General features: G+C 62.1%; 17 protein-coding genes. 2 read left to right on the plus strand and 15 right to left on the minus strand.

Features of this window, described 5'->3' with window-relative positions; translation table 11 throughout:
* Positions 1-21 precede the first annotated feature (21 nt).
* The 9 genes from FJ978_RS16090 to FJ978_RS16125 form a co-directional block, all read right to left on the minus strand.
* Positions 22-696, minus strand: a complete 675-nt coding sequence (locus tag FJ978_RS16090; RefSeq protein WP_140572889.1) for a DUF1028 domain-containing protein — start codon at positions 694-696, stop codon at positions 22-24.
* A gap of 5 nt (positions 697-701) precedes the next feature.
* Positions 702-1142: a RidA family protein gene (locus FJ978_RS16095; protein ID WP_140572890.1), complete on the minus strand. Its 441-nt coding sequence runs from the start codon at positions 1140-1142 to the stop codon at positions 702-704.
* Between the two features lie 44 nt (positions 1143-1186).
* Positions 1187-2461, minus strand: a complete 1275-nt coding sequence (locus tag FJ978_RS16100) for an NAD(P)/FAD-dependent oxidoreductase (RefSeq protein ID WP_140572891.1) — start codon at positions 2459-2461, stop codon at positions 1187-1189.
* A 141-nt stretch (positions 2462-2602) separates the two neighbouring features.
* Positions 2603-4000 (minus strand): GMC family oxidoreductase N-terminal domain-containing protein, encoded by a 1398-nt coding sequence (locus FJ978_RS33400; protein ID WP_281406136.1) that lies wholly within the window; start codon positions 3998-4000, stop codon positions 2603-2605.
* 32 nt (positions 4001-4032) lie between these two features.
* Positions 4033-4206 carry a lycopene cyclase family protein gene (locus tag FJ978_RS33405; protein WP_281406137.1) on the minus strand — a complete coding sequence of 58 codons (174 nt, stop codon included), beginning with the start codon at positions 4204-4206 and terminating at the stop codon, positions 4033-4035.
* A 96-nt stretch (positions 4207-4302) separates the two neighbouring features.
* Positions 4303-5106: an ABC transporter ATP-binding protein gene (locus FJ978_RS16110; protein ID WP_140572892.1), complete on the minus strand. Its 804-nt coding sequence runs from the start codon at positions 5104-5106 to the stop codon at positions 4303-4305.
* A gap of 9 nt (positions 5107-5115) precedes the next feature.
* The gene (locus FJ978_RS16115; RefSeq protein ID WP_246678146.1) at positions 5116-5928 is read right to left on the minus strand and encodes an ABC transporter permease; all 813 of its coding nucleotides are present in this window, start codon (positions 5926-5928) and stop codon (positions 5116-5118) included.
* A gap of 186 nt (positions 5929-6114) precedes the next feature.
* Positions 6115-7104, minus strand: a complete 990-nt coding sequence (locus FJ978_RS16120; protein ID WP_140572894.1) for an ABC transporter substrate-binding protein — start codon at positions 7102-7104, stop codon at positions 6115-6117.
* A gap of 370 nt (positions 7105-7474) precedes the next feature.
* Complete coding sequence (locus tag FJ978_RS16125) at positions 7475-9004, minus strand: MDR family MFS transporter (RefSeq protein ID WP_140572895.1); 1530 nt, start codon at positions 9002-9004, stop codon at positions 7475-7477.
* 133 nt (positions 9005-9137) lie between these two features.
* On the opposite strand from FJ978_RS16125, the gene FJ978_RS16130 reads away from it, so the two are divergent.
* Positions 9138-9788: a MarR family winged helix-turn-helix transcriptional regulator gene (locus FJ978_RS16130; RefSeq protein WP_140572896.1), complete on the plus strand. Its 651-nt coding sequence runs from the start codon at positions 9138-9140 to the stop codon at positions 9786-9788.
* A gap of 79 nt (positions 9789-9867) precedes the next feature.
* On the opposite strand, the gene FJ978_RS16135 is transcribed toward FJ978_RS16130, so the two are convergent.
* The 4 genes from FJ978_RS16135 to FJ978_RS16150 form a co-directional block, all read right to left on the minus strand.
* Entirely contained in the window at positions 9868-10704 is an 837-nt protein-coding gene (locus FJ978_RS16135) for an N-acyl homoserine lactonase family protein (RefSeq protein ID WP_140572897.1), read from the minus strand.
* A gap of 10 nt (positions 10705-10714) precedes the next feature.
* Complete coding sequence (locus FJ978_RS16140) at positions 10715-11710, minus strand: ABC transporter permease (RefSeq protein ID WP_140572898.1); 996 nt, start codon at positions 11708-11710, stop codon at positions 10715-10717.
* Positions 11711-11725: 15 nt separating this feature from the next.
* Complete coding sequence (locus FJ978_RS16145; protein WP_246678147.1) at positions 11726-13237, minus strand: sugar ABC transporter ATP-binding protein; 1512 nt, start codon at positions 13235-13237, stop codon at positions 11726-11728.
* 61 nt (positions 13238-13298) lie between these two features.
* Positions 13299-14324, minus strand: coding sequence for a sugar ABC transporter substrate-binding protein (locus tag FJ978_RS16150; RefSeq protein ID WP_246678148.1), 1026 nt, complete (start codon positions 14322-14324; stop codon positions 13299-13301).
* 95 nt (positions 14325-14419) lie between these two features.
* Here FJ978_RS16150 and FJ978_RS16155 point away from each other — a divergent pair, with 95 nt between their 5' ends.
* A complete protein-coding gene (locus FJ978_RS16155; protein WP_140572900.1) occupies positions 14420-15433 on the plus strand; it encodes a LacI family DNA-binding transcriptional regulator in 1014 nt (337 codons plus the stop codon).
* Between the two features lie 116 nt (positions 15434-15549).
* Here FJ978_RS16155 and FJ978_RS16160 read toward each other — a convergent pair whose 3' ends face one another.
* Positions 15550-15900, minus strand: coding sequence for a RidA family protein (locus FJ978_RS16160; RefSeq protein ID WP_140572901.1), 351 nt, complete (start codon positions 15898-15900; stop codon positions 15550-15552).
* Between the two features lie 18 nt (positions 15901-15918).
* On the minus strand, positions 15919-17055 hold the full coding sequence (locus FJ978_RS16165) for an FAD-dependent oxidoreductase (protein ID WP_140572902.1): 1137 nt from the start codon (positions 17053-17055) through the stop codon (positions 15919-15921).
* Positions 17056-17327 lie beyond the last annotated feature (272 nt).

A 17327-nucleotide genomic window follows, 5' to 3' on the forward strand; every position in this document is an offset into this window, starting at 1 on the left:
TGGCCTCCCCTTGTATGCCGGCTACTCGTCGCCCGGCACGCCGTAGCTCGGTGCGTCGGACGGATTGATCGCGCGGGTCACATAGGCATCGAGCTGCGGCTTGTAGCGATCCCATAGGGCCGCCAGTTCCTCGATCGGGCAGCCGTCGCTCCAGTCGCAGCGCAGGTCCGCGACGGGCCACGCGACCTCGCGCACCAGCTTCATTCCGGCGGAATGGACCGGACCCGCCTCGCCGCCTGCTTTCAGCGCGGCGCGCATGGTCGCGATCAGGCGGTCGCCGAGATGCCCTTCAGAGGCCAGGAAGGCCTCGGCCATGGCTTGCGGCACGCCGTCATGGGCCAGCATATTGCCGCCGCAGGCGACGTTGTCGGCATGCGCTTGCGCCCAGATGCCGAGCGCCCTGGGTCCGGAATGAATAGCGGTGGTTCCGGCGGCATCGACCGCCAGCACCTGCCGATATTCGGCATAAGCGCCGGTGCGCTTCAGGATGGCGACTGCCTCCGCGGCCGAAGCGCCGCGCGCCAGCAGTTCGAGCCCCCTTGTGCCGAGCGTCGGATCGGTGACGTTCTGGCTGGCAATGGCGCCGACGCCTGCCTGCGCATAGGCGCAGCGCGCTGCAACCGCAGGGGAGGAGGACGACACCGCGACACCGAACATGCCGGTGCGGCTGCATCGAGCGACAATGGAAAAGGTCATGACCGTCAGTCCGGGATGATGGCGGTGCCATCATCCGGAATTACTGCGGTCCCGTCGATCTCGACCAGCCAGTCCGGCCGCGCCAAGGCCTGCACGACGAGGCCGGTCGAAACGGGATGGACGCCTTTGATATACTCGCCCATGGTGCGGTAGACGGCCTCGCGATGGCGCACGTCGGTGATGTAGACCACCACCTTGACCAGATGCTCCATGGTGCCGCCGCACTCTTCGATGAGCTGCCTGATGTTCTGCATCACTTTGTGGGTCTGCTCGGCCGGATCGTGGCTGCCGATATTCTTGGCCGTGTCGAGATCCTGCGGGCACTGGCCACGCAGATAGATCGTCCGTCCGCCCTGTGTGACGACCGCCTGGCACAGATCATTGTCGAGTTTCTGCTCGGGATAGGTGTCTTTCGTGTTGAACTTGCGGATTCTCGTATGCGCCATCCTGGTCTCCATCAGATCGGGCTCGTGGCTGTTGTCAGCGTCGGTCAGGCATCAACTGTCTCGCGCTGCGCGGCAGCGTGATAGGCCAGATATTTGCGCTGCGTCGAAATGCGGTCCGCGACATGCTTGGCATCATGCCAGACGCCCCAGATGAAACTCGACCCTCTTCGCGACTGCCAAGGCAAACCCAGAAAGTAGATCCCGGGCTCGGTCGAGACGCCGCGCTGATGCCTTGGCCGGCCCTTCTCGTCAAAAGCATCGACCTTCAACCAGCTGTAATCGACGGCAAAGCCTGTCGCCCAGATGATCGCCGCTATCCCGGCGCCAGCCAGGTCCAGTTCGCCGATCGGGTTGGTCAAGCAGTCGGGATCCGGGTCGATCCGACGGGCCGTTGGCTCCTCCGGAAGGTCGAGACCGTTGCGCGCGACATAGGCATCGGCCTCGTCAAGCAGTGACATCAGGCTGGCGTCACCACGGGCAATGTTCTTCGCCAGATCGGGCGCGAAGGTCAGCACGCCGTCCCGATATGTCTTCGTCATGCCGACCAGCATGAGCCCCTGCGCGGCCAACCGCCGGAAATCAATCGTTTCGCCGCCACGCGCGCCGCTCACCGCAATCGTGACATGTTCCGTGCCAGGCCCTGGAGTTTCAAGATCCCATTTGCCGAGAACACCGAGCCACCAGCAGAAATCACGCCCGCGATAGGCGCGCGGCGGGCGGTCGTGCGGGCCGACCGAGAGATAGACGCGCCGCCCCGAGCGCTGTAGCTCATCGGCGATCTGGACACCTGAGGAGCCCGCCCCGACCACCAGCACCGCGCCCTTCGGCAACTGTCCGGGGTTGCGGTAGGCGCTGGAATGAAACTGCGGAATGCCGGCATCGCCGGGGACAAGGGCGGGGATGATGGGAACCTGGAAAGGTCCCGTCGCCGCGACGATGCTGTTGGCTTCGACCACCCCATCCGACGTCTCGACGCGGAACCCGGGTCGACCGACATTTCTTTGCGCGAGCTTGACCTCGACGCCACAGCGGATCGGCGCATTGATCTTCCTCGCATAGGCTGCGAAATAGTCCGCAACCTCCTCCTTGGAGGGAAAGCCGTCGGGACCCGTCACCGGAAATTCCATGCCCGGGAAACGGTCATGCCAAGCCGGGCCATTGGCGACGAGCGAGTCCCATCGTTGCGAACGCCAGCGCTCGGCGATCCGGCCACGCTCGAGGACGAGATGCGGCACCGCGCATTTGCTCAGATGCTCGCTCATAGCCACCCCCGCCTGGCCACCACCGACGACAAGCGTGTCTATTTTTTCCACCGACATTTCTGCGCCCTTTCCCCCCAAGAGTTTCTGCGGATGCGAGGAGGTCAGATCGGTGGTGTACTGGAGGGGCTGGATAGCGAAAATTACGATTTCACGTGGCAGTGGTTAGCTTGTCCCTAAATGCCAGGAGAAGCGGGAGCGCTACGACAACATCGCCGTTGCAGCTTTCTCGCCGATCATCATGGACGGCGCATTGGTGTTGCCGCCGATCAGCGTTGGCATGATCGAGGCATCGGCCACCCGCAGGTTGTCGAAGCCGTGCACCTTGAGGCCGGCGGGATCGACCACCGCCATGGCGTCGTTGCCCATCTTTGCCGTGCCGACCGGATGATAGACGGTCAGCGCCTCGGCACGCAGATAGGCGAGGATCTCATCGTCGGTGACGACATTCGGTCCCGGCAGGATTTCCCCTCCTCGAATACCGCCAAAGACCGGCGAAGCCAGGATCGAGCGCGCCAGCTTGATGCCTTCGACAAGGGTCAGAGCATCTTGCCCATCGCTGAAGAAGCGATGATCGATCAGCACGTTGCGGCGGGTTCCGTCGCGCTCCAGTGTGATTTCGCCGACGCTTCCGGGCCTTAGCACGCACGTGTGCACGGCATAGCCGTGGCCATATTCGACGAGCCGGCCGCGATGGCTGCGGTAGCCGGGGACAAAATGGAATTGGACGTCCGGAACGCTGCCGGCGTATTTCGTCTTCGCGAAGCCACCGGCCTCGACATAGTTGGTCGTCAGCATGCCCTTGCGCCGGGCGAAATAGTGAAAAGGCGCCGCCAGCATCGCCGGCAGGTTGGCGAGCGACAGGCCGAGTGTCCTGGTGCTGTTCGACCGCACGGTGATCATGCCGTCGATATGATCGCGCAGGTTCTTGCCGACGCCGGGCACGTTTGCGACCGGCTCTATCCCCGCCGCCTTCAGCTCCTCGGCCGGGCCGATGCCGGAAGCAAGCAGGATGCGCGGCGATCCGATCGCGCCGGCGCTCAAGACCAACTCGGCGCGGCACACCAGCCGTTGAGTTGCTCCATGCCTGATCACATTGACGCCGGTGACGCGCCCGTGATCAGCCGCAAGATCAAGCACCTCGACGCCCGACATGACCTGGAGGTTGGGGCGGCCGAGAACCGGCCGGACGAAGGCGGTGTAGGCCGAGAAGCGCTCACCTTTGTCCTGGGTGACATTGTAGATGCCGAGGCCGAGCTGGCTGTCGCCGTTGAAGTCGCGATTTTCAGGCAGACCCACGCTTCCGCCCGCCTCTACCCACAGCCTGGAGACGATGTTGGGATCGCGCGGATCGTCGACCCGCAGTTCGCCCTCGAAGCCGTGATAGGCCGGGTTTTGCGACAGAAGGTTCCGCTCCAGTCTCTTGAAGACCGGCAGTATGTCGGCATAGGACCACCCCGCGCAGCCAAGGGCTGCCCACTCATCGTAGTCCTGCGCGGCGCCGCGAATGTAGACCATCGAGTTGATCGAACTCGATCCACCAAGAAGCTTGCCGCGGTTGACCGGTATGCGGCGGTTGTCGAGCAGCGGCTGCGGCACGCCCCTGTAGCCATAGTCGAATTTCGGATTGCCTAGAGCGAGAGAATGCCGGCCGGCACGCGCACCCGTGTGCGGTCGTCGCTGCCGCCAGCCTCGACCAGGCAGACGCGGTTTGCCGGGTTCGCGCTCAGCCTGTTGGCCAACACGCAACCGGCCGAGCCCGCGCCAATGACGATGTAGTCAAATTCCGTGGTCTCGACGCTCATGCCCTGCCCGTTTCATGCCATATCCAGGAGACCGCCGATCTTGGTTTCATGCATGTCGTCTTCCCAAAACCGAGAGTTACTTTTGCGCGGCATGCATTAGTGCTCGTCCTCTTCGTCGTTCTTCAGGAGCTCGAGGATTTCCCGTTTCATGGCGATGAAGTTCGGTTCCATGACCAGATCCATGCTGCGTGGGCGCGGGAGGCCGACGCGGATTTCCTTCTTGATCTGGCCGGGCCGGCCCGACATGACAAGCACGCGGTCCGCCAGCAGGATCGCCTCGTCGATATCGTGGGTGACGAACAGGACCGTCTTCTTGGAATGATCCCAGATCCTCAGCAAAAGCTTCTGCATCGAGTGGCGGGTCTGGCTGTCGAGCGCGCCGAAGGGTTCGTCCATCAGCAGCACTTGCGGATCGTTGGCGAGCGCGCGCGCAATCGCCACGCGCTGCTTCATGCCGCCCGAGAGCTGCGAGGGATAATGATTGGCGAATTTCGCAAGGCCGACTTCATGGAGAAAATGCTCGACGATGGCCCTGCGTTCGGTCGCCGGCATGCCCTTGCGCTTCGGGCCGTATTCGACGTTCTGCGCCACGGTGAGCCAGGGGAACAGCGTATAGGCCTGAAACACCATGCCGCGATCCGGGCCCGGCTCGGTGACCGGCTTGCCGCCGACGGAGATCATGCCGCCGGTGCGTTCCTCGAGGCCGGCGACAAGATAGAGCAGGCTCGACTTGCCGCAGCCGGATGGGCCGACGATCACGCAGAACTCATTGGGCACGACATGGAACGAGATGCCGTCCAGCGCCAGCACGGCGTTGTCGCCCGTGCCGTAGCGCAGGGCCACATTGTCGATGCCGATGTCGGAGCTCTTTGGTTTCGTCGCGAGAGCAAGGGTTTCCATGCGAATTCCTCAATTGGCCCAGGGAGCGACGACGCGGCGGATGCCCCGGAACAATTGATCGGTGCAAAGACCAAGGATGCCGATCATGGCGATGGCCATGAAGATGACGTCGACCTGGAAGCCGCGCATCGCCTTGAGCGAGATGTAGCCAAGTCCGCTGCGCGCGGCGACGAGTTCGGCGACGACGAGATAGGTCCAGGCCCAGCCCATGGTGACGCGCAGCACGTCGAGCACGTTGGGAAGCGTGGCCGGAAAGACGATGTGGAAGACGGTGTCGCCGCGTTTCGTACCGAGCGTATAGGCTGCATTGACGAGGTCGCGCTGAACGCCGCGGGCGCTGTCGGCGATCATCACCAGCTGCTGGAAGAAGATGCCGAAGATGATGACGGCAACGCGCTGCTCGATGCCGATCCCGATCCACAGGATGAAAAGCGGCACGAAGGACGTCACCGGCAGGTAGCGGATGAAGTTGACGAGCGGATCGAGCGCGGCCTGGACGATGCGATAGGTGCCCATCGTCAACCCAAGCGGCACCGCCACGATGCTAGAAATGACGAAACCGATCAGCACCACCTGGACGCTGGCCAGGACGTGTTCCCACAAGGATCCGTCAAGCGCCATGCTGATGGTGGTGGACAACACGGATTCGGGGCGGGGCAGGAACATTTCCTTGACCGCTCCGGAATAGGTCAAAGCGAACCAGCCGCCGATGACCGCGATCCAGACCAAAACGCTGAGCGTGATGGAGAGAGGGCGCGACACAGCCCGAAAGGGCGTGGCGATGGCTTTCCAGGCGGATCGACCGGGCTGATTTCTTTCCACGCTCGTGTTCACGATATGGCTGATGGGAGACGTTGTATTCGGTGCCAGTGTCACAGGGGAACCCTTTGGGCTGGATGGACCGCAGGCGCGAGGCTCGGCCTGCGGTCCAGCGAGCTCACTTTGCAAGGCCTAACCGCGTTGCAAGGCCAGATCACTTTGCAAGGCCAGTCACTTTGCAAGGCCAGATCATTTTGCAAGGAAGGACGGATCGACGAGGTCGTCGTATTTGATGTCCATCTTGAGTTTGCCGAAGCCGCCCCACACATCGCCACCGAGCTTGATCAGCTTGCCGGCTTCACTGCTCTCGCCGCCGGCGAAGAACTCGGCATTGCGCGCCTTGCCGTAGAAGTTCACCCCCGCGGCGGAGGAGGCAAAGTCCTTCGGATCCTTCAACCAACCGCCGACGCCCTTGGCCATCACCTCATAAGCCTTCGCAGGATTTTCCTTGATGAACTCGTTTGCCTTGTAGAGACCCTTCACCAGCGCCTCGACGTCCGCAGGATTCTTCGTGATGTAGTCGCAGTTCAGCGCCACCACATCGACGATCACGCCCGGCGTCTTCGATGAGTCGATCAGGACCTGTCCTTTGTTTGCCTTCTTGGCCAGCGTCAGATGCGGTTCCCAGGTGACGGCAACGGGAATGCGATCGGCCATGAAGGCGGCGGCGGCATCGTCCGCCGTCATGTTGGTGACCTTCACATCGGCCTGAGTGAGACCGGCTTGCTTGAGCAGGATGTTGAACCAGAACTGCGATACCGAACCTTCGTTCAGCCCGACTTCCATGCCCTTGAGATCGGCGACGCTCTTGACCTCGCTGGGTGCCAGGACGCCATCGCCGCCATGGCTGTCATCCAGGGCATAGACCGATTTGAAGCAGACATCCTTCGAACGGTACTTCATGATTTCGTCTATGGTCGAGGCGCTGCCGTCGAGTTCGCCGGCGGCGACGGCCGCCATGTACAGCGATGCTTCCTCTATGATTTCGAGCGAGACGTCGAGGCCACCCTCCTTGAAGTAGCCCATGTCACGCGCAAGGAAGAGCGGGCCATATCCGACCCAGGTCGTCATGCCTAGTTTCAAGCTGCCGGCTTCGGCGTGGAGGCTCACCGAGAGGGCACTCAGGGCAATGCCGGCCGCAAGTGCGGCACGGCGAAACTTCGAGATTATTGTCGTCATCACGTTCCCCTGTCTTTTTCTGAGGTCAGGCGCTGTCCGCGCCAAAACAACCCGCTTCGGACGCATCGCCGAAGGCTGCCGCCTGACGTTGTTTATTTTTCTCTTTCAGCCGGCAGGTGGAACAAAGCACGCTGTGTGCGCTGCACAAATAATGATTTTCGATAATTCTGCTTAGGCTGGGCCTAACCGGCAGCCCGCCGCCACTTCGTCCTGAAGTGCAAACCGATCGATCAGGCGAAGCTGGTCAGGGTTGCGGGGCCTGATGGACAAGATTCGCCATCTACGACCAAGACATCAAGCCTCACATGCGCCAGCGCTGGTTGATCAAAGGCGCCGGCCGCGATCGATCGGGGTGAGGCCTGGACGGGGCTCAGCCCCGCTTGGGTATCTGGATGTCCTCGAGCAGAAGCGTCAGCGCCATGGCGACGAAGTAGAGCACCGCCACCCAGATGAACATCACGTTGAAGGCGCTCGAATAGTGGCTGAGCACCGCATCGCGAACCGCGTCCGGCAGGCTCGCCGCAAGGTGCGGGCTCAGCCCGGTCAGGCCCTCCGGCAACCGAGCCGCGGCATCGGCGGGAAGCTCTGAAGTCTGGCGGTTCAGGGCCCAGGTCATCACCGCACCATTGAGCGCCAATCCCAGCGATGCCCCGATGGTCCGCGCCTGGGTGATCAGCGAGGTCACCGCGCCGATGTCCTGCAGGGGGGCCGCCGCCTGGATCGCCACGATCAGCACCTGGAACTGCAGGCCCATGCTGATGCCGAACAGACCCATCATCACCGCCAGCACCCAGATCGGCGTGTGCGAAGTGATGAAGATAAAACCTATCATCAGCAGGCCACCAATTCCCATCGCCACCACCGGCATCCATTTGTAGCGGCCGGTCGCTGCAATGACCCGCCCGGCCAGGATCGAGATGACCATCGAAGTCAAGGACGCCGGCAGGAACAGGAAGCCGACTTTGGCAGGGCTCAGCCCGGTCAGCGTCTGCATGTAGAGCGCGAAATAGAAGAACATGCCCAGCGTCACCGATCCGGCGACCACCGACACGCCCGAGACGATGCGGACCGTCGAGTTGCCGAACAGCCGCAAGGGCACGATCGGCTCCTGCGCCCACCGCTCGACCATGATGAACGAGGCGATTGCCGCCAGCGCGAGAACCGGCAGTACGAAGGTGAGCACGTCCGGCCCGGCCGGGTCCAGGACGTGATAACCCCAATAGACGATGGCTGTGGTGCCGATGGCCAGCAGCAGGCCGCCGAGATAGTCGATACGGTGCTTCTTCTCGTTGAAGCGGCCGCGCATGGCGAACGCCAGGACCGCCAGCACGACGATGCCGATCGGCAGGTTGACCAGGAACACCCAGCGCCAGCCGAACAGGCTGGTGATATAGCCGCCGGCCAATGGGCCAAGGACCGACGACAGCGCGAACACCGCCGAACTGTAGCCCTGATACTTTGCGCGGTCGCGCGGACTGAACAATTCGCCAATCATGGCAAAGGCGGAGACCATCAGGCCGCCGCCACCGATGCCCTGCAGGACGCGTGCGGCGATCAGGCTCTCCATCGACCATGCGGTGCCGCAGACGAGCGAACCCAGCAGGAACAGGGTGATCGCCGTCAGCACCACGTTCTTGCGGCCATACATGTCGCCGAGCTTGCCGTAGAACGGCGCGACGGCGGCGGTCGAGAGCAGATAGGCGGCGCCGACCCAGCCGAACAGATGCAGGTTGCCCAATTCGCCGGCGATGGTGGGCAAGGCCGTGACCACGATCTGCATGTCGATGGTGGCCATGAACATGGCGATCAGAGCGCCGAAATAGACGATCAATGTCGTGAGATCGGGTCTGGCTCCGGCCTCTACGGGCGATGCCTCCGGAAGGGTCGAGTCGAGAGTCATTGATATCTCCGTAGACAGGGGTTTCTCCAGACCGGGCGCGGTTTATGTGCCGATGGCATATATATGTCAACATCAAATATATGCTTTTGGCATATAATTGACACCTGCATATATTTTTGATAGCGCGCTGGATATGAGCATCAAAAATATCGGATCAGGCAATCCGGACCGATCTTCCGCCCTGTGTCAAATACATGGCGATCAGGACCTCGCGGATCTGGCGCGCAGCAGTGGCCTCTCCGAAGCAGCAGCCAGGGCCGTCGCCACTATCGATGCAGTGATGACCAAGGTGCGCCGCTCGATCCAGCGCCGGGACTTCGGTCGTTTGATCCTGGCCCGCATCGATCCTTCGCTGGAAGTGAGCCATCTCGATGCAATTATCGCGCTCAGCGCGGTCGTCAACGGCACCTCGCAGGACGAGGTGACGGTCGGCATCATCGCCGAGCGCCTGGGGATCGACCCCTCACGCGCCAGCCGCATCTCCGCCGATCTCGTCGAGCGCGGCTACGCCTTCCGTGTCGCATCGCAATTCGACGCCCGGCGCATTTGCCTCAAACTCACCGCCAGGAGCGAACGTCTCGTGACGGCGGTGCGTCGGACCAAATGGCGGATTTTCGCTGGCTCACTGGCGCAATGGGATGAGCAGGACCTGGTGACGTTCGCTCTCCTGTTCGAACGCTTCGCGGATTGGGCCATGGACGAAGCTGGAATGAGCAAGGCGGCCGATGCCGTCAAGCAGGCGATGGACGAGACGGAACCAGTGAAACCGCCGGGAGAGAAATAGACGCCAGCGCGTTCGATCGCACCCAGGTTAAATCTCGACCATCGGACGGCTTGTGCGCGGCTGCCTGGCAGTGATGTTGCTAAGCCGCCTTGACGATGCGGAATCCTTCAACCTCCTTGACCACCGGCAAGCCCTTCCAGCGCTCGGAATCGTGAAGAATGATCAGCCGTTCCAGGTTGCCGCCGATCTCGGTATTGATGCGGTCGATGGTCTTGAGCTGGTCCCACACGCTGCCGACAGCATTGTTGAGCGGCTGATAGACGCCGTCGTGCTTGTGGCCGGTGAGCTGGCGGGACGAGTAGACGCAATCACCGGAAAGTACGATGCGGCCGCGCGACGTCTCCACGATGACGAACTGCTGGCCCATCGTGTGGCCCTGCCCCAGCCTCACATGGATGCCTGGCAGAAGATCGTCCCGGTCACCGTCGACCAGCGTCAACCGGTGTTCCACCGAGGCGTCGAAGGCAGCGCGCAGATCGTCGGGATCGATGATGGTGGTGAGGAAGCCGTATTGCGGCGGCAGCGCCATCGCCTCGTGCCAGGACAGCAACTCCTGCTTCTGAATATAGAGGCGGGCTTTGGGAAACTGATCGATGGAGCCCATGTGATCGAAATGCGCATGGCTGACGATGATGTCGGTGATGTCGTCCGGCGCCAGCCCCAGTTCGGCAAGCATGCGAACCGGGGAAATCCACCAGGGTATGCCGAACTTGTCGGAGAAATTCGGGCCGGTTTCGTCCTTCATGAAACCGGTGTCGACCAGCACGTTACGGTCGCCGCGCCGCGCCAGAATAAAGGAAAAGGGCAGGTCCGTGGGGCCGTCATCGTACATCCCGTTGACCAGATCGACCCATGGCTGGTTCTTCGATCGCGCGAACTCGATGACATAGATCTGCCAATGCTCGGCCTGAGCCATGTGATCCTCCTCAACTTTCCGCAAGTGAGCGGCCAAGGCTGGAAAGCCCGACCGCGATGATCAAAATGGCGCCCTGGAACACGTATTGGGAAAAGGTCGGGGCGCCGAAAATGTTGAGGCCGTTGAAGCCGAAAGCGATGATCAGGGCGCCGACCAATGTCCCGAGGACATGGAACTCGCCGTCGCGCAAAGTGGCCGAACCGAGAAATACCGCCGCGAACGCAGTCAGCAGATAGGAATCGGCCGCGCTGGTCGTACCGCTGCCCAGCCGCGACGCCAGGAGAATGCCGGTGAGGGAGGCGCACATGCCGGAAATGACGAAACCAAGCGTCTTGATGCGATCGACGTTGATACCGGCAAGGCGCGCCGCGGCAGGGTTGCCGCCGACCGCCTGAATCTCCTGGCCAATGGAGGTGCGCTCGACCAGCACCCATAGGATGCCCAGCACAAAAACCATGACGACGATGTTGTTGGGGATGCCGAAGAGCCAACGGCCGAGCGAAAGCTGTAGGAAGGCCTCCGGTACGCCGGCAACGATGGGCACCCCGGCGGAGTAGGCGAAGGCGAGGCCCGTGATGATGGTCCCGACGCCCAGCGTCGCGATCACCGAATTGACTTTCATCTTGGTGACGATGAAGCCGTTGACCAGGCCGATCAGCGCGCCAAGGGCGAGCACGATGAAAATAGCCAGAGGGATCGGCAGCTTGTCGTGGACGATGAAGCCGGTGACGAGAATGCCGTGCAGGCTGGCGGCAAAGCCGATCGACAGGTCGAGCTCGCCGACGACGACCGCCAATGTCAGGCCGCCGGCGATGATCATGGCTAGCGAGGCCTGATTGAGGACGTTGGTGAAGTTGCCCAGGGTCGAGAATGCCTTCGGCGACAGGATCGAAAAGGCAACGATCATTGCCAGCAAGCCGAGGATGGTCGCGTAGCGCGCGAAAATTCCGAGCGCAGCCTTGGTTCGTGGGGTCAGGCGCCTGTTATACGTCGAGACATCGCTCATGTGATCTCTCCTCGGTCAATGGCTCCGCTCACCATAGCTTGCCTCGACAATAGCGGAGCGCGACATCGACGTGCCGCTCAGTTCGCGAACGACAAGGCCTTCCGCCATCACCAGCACGCGATTGCAAAGGTCCGGCAGTTCATCGGGTTCGGACGAGATGACGAGAACCGCCATGCCGGCCGCGGCGAGGTCGCGGATTTGACGGTGGATCTCCGCGCGGGCGCCGATATCGACCCCGCGGGTCGGTTCATCGAGAATGAGGATGTGCGGCGCGCGCTGCAGCCAGCGGCCGATAACCACCTTCTGCTGGTTGCCGCCGCTTAGCCGGCCAACAGGGGTGTCCATGCCTGCCGTCTTGATCGCCAGCAGCTTCATCGTCTCGCGGGCGAGCGAGGACTGCGATTTTCGGCTGAGAAGCGGCACCCTGCGACCGAGCACAAGCTTGTCCAAATTGACCAGACCAAGATTGAAGGCGACGCTCTTCGACAGGAAAAGCCCTTCCGTACGTCGCTCTTCCGGCACCAGGCCGAGCCCGGCGGCAACCGCCGCTCGTGGCGTTTTCGGCGCGAAAGGTTTGCCTTTGAGCGTCATGCTGCCCGCGTCGGCGCGATCGGCACCATAGATCAGCCGCACCAGTTCGCTGCGTCCGGCACCGACCAGGCCGCCTATGCCCAGAACTTCGCCCTGGCGAAGTTCGAAACTTACGCCACGCACCTTGGGCAAGCGTGTCAGGTTCTGAACGCGCAGAACAACCTCATGGTTCTGCGGCGCATATTCAGGCCTGCTATCGTTGCCGACATGGGCGGAGCCCACGATCGCCTCGACCAGCGCCTTCCTGGTCAATCCGGCACGGGCGAATTCGGCGACGGAATTGCCGTCGCGCAGCACCGACACCCGATCGCAGAGTTTCAGGATCTCATCCAGGCGGTGCGAGACGTAAAGCACGGCGACGCCGGAGGCGGCGAGGTCCTTGATGATCACGAAGAGCTTCTCGCTCTCGGCGGCCGAGAGCGAGGCTGTCGGCTCGTCCATGACGATGAGCCGCGACTTGCGGACCAGCGCGCGGCAGATATTGATCAACCAGTTCTCGGCTGTCGACAGCCCTTTCACATTTGCGTTGAGCGAGGCGGTGATGCCGACGCGCCTCGCGATGGGCTCGACGTCGCGGGCGATGGCCGCCCAATCGGTCAAGCCGAAGCGCGATCGTTTTGGCACGCCGAGCATGATGTTCTGGAGAACGGTCATGCCCGGAACGAAAGCCAGTTCCTGGTGAATGAAGCTCATGCCGAATTCCGTGGCGCGGTGCGCGGTCTCGATGCCGACGGTTTGCCCGTCGACCTCGATCGAGCCCCGATCCGGGTGGTTGAGGCCGGCAAGGATCCTGATCATCGTCGACTTGCCCGCGCCATTGGCACCAACCAGCCCGTGAACCTCCCCCGCGACAATGTCGAGGGAGGCGTTTCGCAACGCTTGGGCGCCACCGAAGGCTTTGCTAATGTTGCGCACGACAAGAAATGGAGGCGCCATGGGCACCGCCATCTCCATTGCCGCATCTCCTGGTACCCTATCGGTCAAAAGCTGGCTGCGCCTACTGGATCGCGTCGGGATGCTTGGTCAAAAAATCCGCCACCGTATCCTTGGTCACCAGCACCGCCGGCACTTCGGCGGCCTTGGGAGCCCAGTTCTTTCCGGCGGCGCTGATTTCCTCGATCATCTTCGCCATGTTATAGCCTTCGGTGTAGCTGTCTTGCCATGCCGTTGCGGTCATGAAGCCGTTCTTGATATTTTCAAGCGCCTGGGCATTTCCGTTGATGCCGTATACCATCACATCGGTGCGGTTCTGGGCACGCAGCGAGCCGATCGCGCCGATCGCCGGATCATCCCAGCAGCCCCAGATCGCCAGGTTCTCGGCGCCCGCAGGATGCGAGGCGAGCCATGCGTTGGCGTACTGCGCGCCGTCTTCAAAGTAGCCGGGAATGCGCACTTCGTTTTTGGTCACCTTGATGTCGGGGTATTTGGCGACCATTTCATCCATGACCTGCTCGCGATTCCGGCAAACCTCTCCCGTGTGATAGGTGAGGGCAAGGATGGAACCCTTGCCGTTCATGTTCTTGAGCATCATGTCCACGACCGGGATGGCCATCGGGCCGCCCGAACCGTTGGTGGCGGCAACGGTGCCGCCCAGCCCGCCGCCCCAGGTGACGACAGGAATGCTCGCGGAACCGGCCGCGGCGAGCCCGGCACCGATCGATGAGAACGGGAACACCATGTCGACAATGGCATGCGCGCCCAGCTGGGCGAAGTTCTGGATGGCTGCGTTGGCCTGGTCTGCATTGCCCGCCGCATCGACTACGGTGACCTTCCAGCCGAGTTCGTCGGCCGCTTTGGTTGCGCCCTGGATATAGCGGACATTGTTGGCTTCCGTGGCGCTGATCGACACGATACCGAGCAGCGGCTTGTCGGCCGCGCTGGCCTGCGCGCCGGACAATGCCAGGGCCACGGCGCAAACGCCGAACGTCAGGTTTTTCATGGCTCTCTCTCCCTTGTGAGGTTGGGCGCGCACCTTCAGATTCAAAGCTGATGACTGCCTAACCGTTTCGGCAGATTTTCTCATCTTCGGCAGCTTCGCAAGAAAATTCGTGCAAAGAAGCACAAAATAGGCGAGAGATTCGCGTTAAGGCTCAGCTAAACGATTAGCTAAGAGGGCAGATGGCCACTATAAAAGACGTCGCAAGGGCTGCCGGTGTGTCGACGGCGACGGTATCTGCGGTCGTCAACGACACCGCCTATGTGAGTCCGGAATTGCGTGCTCGCGTGCTCGCCGCGGTGCGCGATCTTCGCTATGCGCCTTCCTTGGTGGCGCGGAATTTGCGCAGCGGCCGCAGCCAGCTGATCGCGCTTGCCGTGGCGGATCTGGCAAACCCGTTCTATGCCCGCATCGTCACCGCGGCCGAGGCGGCGGTCGCCGCCTGGGGCTACTCGCTTGTGTTGTTCAACAGCGATGAAAAGCCCGACATCGAAAGACGCATTCTTTCGCGCATTCGAACACTGGGGTGCGATGGATCGGTGGTCGTTCCGGTGGGACCCGAAAGCCATTACCAGCGGCGGGATTTCGAGGGCATGCCGGTGGTCCTGCTCGGGCGTTCTATCGGCGACGCTGGCGTCGACACAGTCACCATCGACAATCTGTCGGCCGGCAAGCAGGCGACCAACTACCTGCTGGACCTTGGCCACCGCCACATCGGTTCGATCACCGGGCCCATGCAATTGACGACGGGCAGCGGCCGGCTGCAAGGCATGCTCGAAGCGATGGCGGCGCGCGGACTTGCCCCGAAAACCGGGCATGTCCGTTCCGGCGAGTTCCGTGAAGACACCGCCTATTCGGTCGCGCGCGATCTGCTCGGACAGCCGGACCGGCCAACCGCCCTCTACGTCGCCAATGGCGTCATGGCCATCGGCGTCATGCGGGCCGTTGCCGATCTCGGGCTGCGCTGCCCCGAGGACGTTTCGATCGCCTCGACCGACACGGTGGCAGGAGCAGGCGGGCTAAAGCCGCGCCTTACCCGTACCGAGCATCCGGTTACCGACATGACCAATGAGGCACTGCGCATGCTGGTCGACCGCATCGAAGGCAAGGTAGCCCAACCTGCCCGCAACGTGGTTTTCCAGCCAGCGCTGGTGGTTGGAGAAAGCTGCTCGCCACTCAAGCTGCCAACGCATTGATCGGAGCCGGAACAATTCCGATGCCGACAGCCAGCGGATTGTCTCCCGCCGCATAGACGAACCGGCCGAAGCGACGGATCTGATAGGACTTGCTGGCCCGCACGTAGCGCGAAGTGTTAGATCGCTGCGGTGAACTGGATTTCGACGCGGATCTCGGGCAGTGCGAAGCTCGCGCCGACCGTCGCGCGTGCCGGCGGCTCCGCGCCGTCGAGCCATCTGATCCAAACCGTATTCATCGCGTCGAAGTCCTCGACGTCCCTCAACCAGATCTGCGCCAACAGCAGCTTCGACCTGTCCGCACCGACGCTCGCCAGAAGGACATCCGCCTTTTCCAATATCTGCTTCGTCTGGTCGGACGCATCGGTCTTCTTGTCATCGGCCGTCAAGCCCGAGAGATAGACCGTGCCATTGTGAACGACGATCCGGCTAAGCCGTTCGTTCTTATCGAATCTTTCGATTTTCGTCATGACGAAGGGCCTCTTTGATCAAACATTCGCAACGGCAGAGCGTTGAGCGTGGACCTGGAAGAAGCGTTGCGGGCGAAACATCTCCATCTCATCATGGGTCTTGCCGCGCACGACTTCGTCCGCGACCACCTTGCCCAACTGCGGCGCGATGGTCACTCCGCTGTGCGTTACCGCCATGTAGTGGCCGGAGATGTCTGGCATGGCGCCGGCACAGGTGTAGCCATCCTCCGGGAAGGGCCGCACGGTCGTGCGAATGGCTTCCACGCCCGCGGAGCGAAGCGAAGGCAGGACCTTGCCTGCTGCCTCCAGGAGGATCGCCGCCTCGTCACCAGTGGGGCTGAGCGTTTCCGGCTTCTTCAAGGTCATATCCACCGACACCTTATGGATCATGATACGGCCCGCTCCGTCGGGACGAATGTCCAGATCGTCGGCGTGCAACTGGCTCCGGAGCGTCAGCGCCACCGGCGGGGTGAAGGCGAGCACGCCTATGGTCGAGGAAAGTGGAATGCCTTGGGCATCGCCGAGCCTCTCACTGGACCAGCCGCCGGTGCAGCTCACGACGGCATCCGCAACGTGTCGGTCTCCGTTCGCCATGCGAACCGCCCGTACGCGCCCGCCTTCGGTTTCGATCTCGGTCGCGCGTGAATTCAGCTTGACCTGTGCCCCCCAGCGCTCCTTCGCCGCCCGCAAAAGCCAGGCCGAGTAGAGGACAGGATCGACCCAGCCTTCTTCCGGATAGTAGGAGATCGGACAATCGCCAAAGGCGGAGACATCGATATCGGGCTCCATCTCGGCGACACGCTTCTTGTCGATCCACTCGACGCCGTAGCCCCATTCCTTCATCTGCCTGAAGTTCTCGAAATAGTCGTCCATCGACGCCGGCACCGTTCGCCAATCGAAACTGCCGGTCTGGGTGAACCAGGGAGCGACGCCGAAGTCGCGCTTGAGTTCAAGATGGGCACGCATTCCCGAGACGTTCAGATCGAAATACGGCCGCGGCCGCTTGGTCGTCGCGTTTGTCCAGGCAAAGCTTACCGCAGACGTGCCGCCTGCTATCCTTCCTGCCTCCAGCACAACGACACTTGCTCCCGCCTTGGCGCATTCATAAGCGATGGAGCTGCCGACGATGCCGGAACCGATGACGACAATGCGCATAGAGATAACCTCCAATAAATTCTCGAGCTCATGACGCCATCCGGCTCGAGTAACCTCCGCGAGAGGAACCGATACAAATGCCGCTATATCGATGAGCGATGTTGCAGAAACTCTTGACAGTATTGCCGACGCCGCTGGCTTAATTCAGTCGGCGCCTGCATTGTGCTGCGATCCAGCACAGCATCCTCGGTTGCCTGAAAACATTGCAATGGGTGCCAACTACCGTCAATTGAACTGGTCGCTGCCGTTCATGGCCAAAAGTTATGAACCAG

The organism is Mesorhizobium sp. B1-1-7 (assembly GCF_006442705.1).
Taxonomy (GTDB): domain Bacteria; phylum Pseudomonadota; class Alphaproteobacteria; order Rhizobiales; family Rhizobiaceae; genus Mesorhizobium; species Mesorhizobium opportunistum.

Excerpts from the sequence above, each read along its gene's own strand:
- FJ978_RS16090 (WP_140572889.1), bottom strand. The coding sequence starts at position 696 with ATGACCTTTTCCATTGTCGCTCGATGCAGCCGCACCGGCATGTTCGGT.
- FJ978_RS16095 (WP_140572890.1), bottom strand. The coding sequence starts at position 1,142 with ATGGCGCATACGAGAATCCGCAAGTTCAACACGAAAGACACCTATCCC.
- FJ978_RS16100 (WP_140572891.1), bottom strand. The coding sequence starts at position 2,461 with ATGTCGGTGGAAAAAATAGACACGCTTGTCGTCGGTGGTGGCCAGGCG.
- FJ978_RS33405 (WP_281406137.1), bottom strand. The coding sequence starts at position 4,206 with ATGAGCGTCGAGACCACGGAATTTGACTACATCGTCATTGGCGCGGGC.
- FJ978_RS16110 (WP_140572892.1), bottom strand. The coding sequence starts at position 5,106 with ATGGAAACCCTTGCTCTCGCGACGAAACCAAAGAGCTCCGACATCGGC.
- FJ978_RS16120 (WP_140572894.1), bottom strand. The coding sequence starts at position 7,104 with ATGACGACAATAATCTCGAAGTTTCGCCGTGCCGCACTTGCGGCCGGC.
- FJ978_RS16125 (WP_140572895.1), bottom strand. The coding sequence starts at position 9,004 with ATGACTCTCGACTCGACCCTTCCGGAGGCATCGCCCGTAGAGGCCGGA.
- FJ978_RS16130 (WP_140572896.1), top strand. The coding sequence starts at position 9,138 with ATGAGCATCAAAAATATCGGATCAGGCAATCCGGACCGATCTTCCGCC.
- FJ978_RS16135 (WP_140572897.1), bottom strand. The coding sequence starts at position 10,704 with ATGGCTCAGGCCGAGCATTGGCAGATCTATGTCATCGAGTTCGCGCGA.
- FJ978_RS16140 (WP_140572898.1), bottom strand. The coding sequence starts at position 11,710 with ATGAGCGATGTCTCGACGTATAACAGGCGCCTGACCCCACGAACCAAG.
- FJ978_RS16145 (WP_246678147.1), bottom strand. The coding sequence starts at position 13,237 with ATGGCGCCTCCATTTCTTGTCGTGCGCAACATTAGCAAAGCCTTCGGT.
- FJ978_RS16150 (WP_246678148.1), bottom strand. The coding sequence starts at position 14,324 with ATGAGAAAATCTGCCGAAACGGTTAGGCAGTCATCAGCTTTGAATCTG.
- FJ978_RS16155 (WP_140572900.1), top strand. The coding sequence starts at position 14,420 with ATGGCCACTATAAAAGACGTCGCAAGGGCTGCCGGTGTGTCGACGGCG.
- FJ978_RS16160 (WP_140572901.1), bottom strand. The coding sequence starts at position 15,900 with ATGACGAAAATCGAAAGATTCGATAAGAACGAACGGCTTAGCCGGATC.
- FJ978_RS16165 (WP_140572902.1), bottom strand. The coding sequence starts at position 17,055 with ATGCGCATTGTCGTCATCGGTTCCGGCATCGTCGGCAGCTCCATCGCT.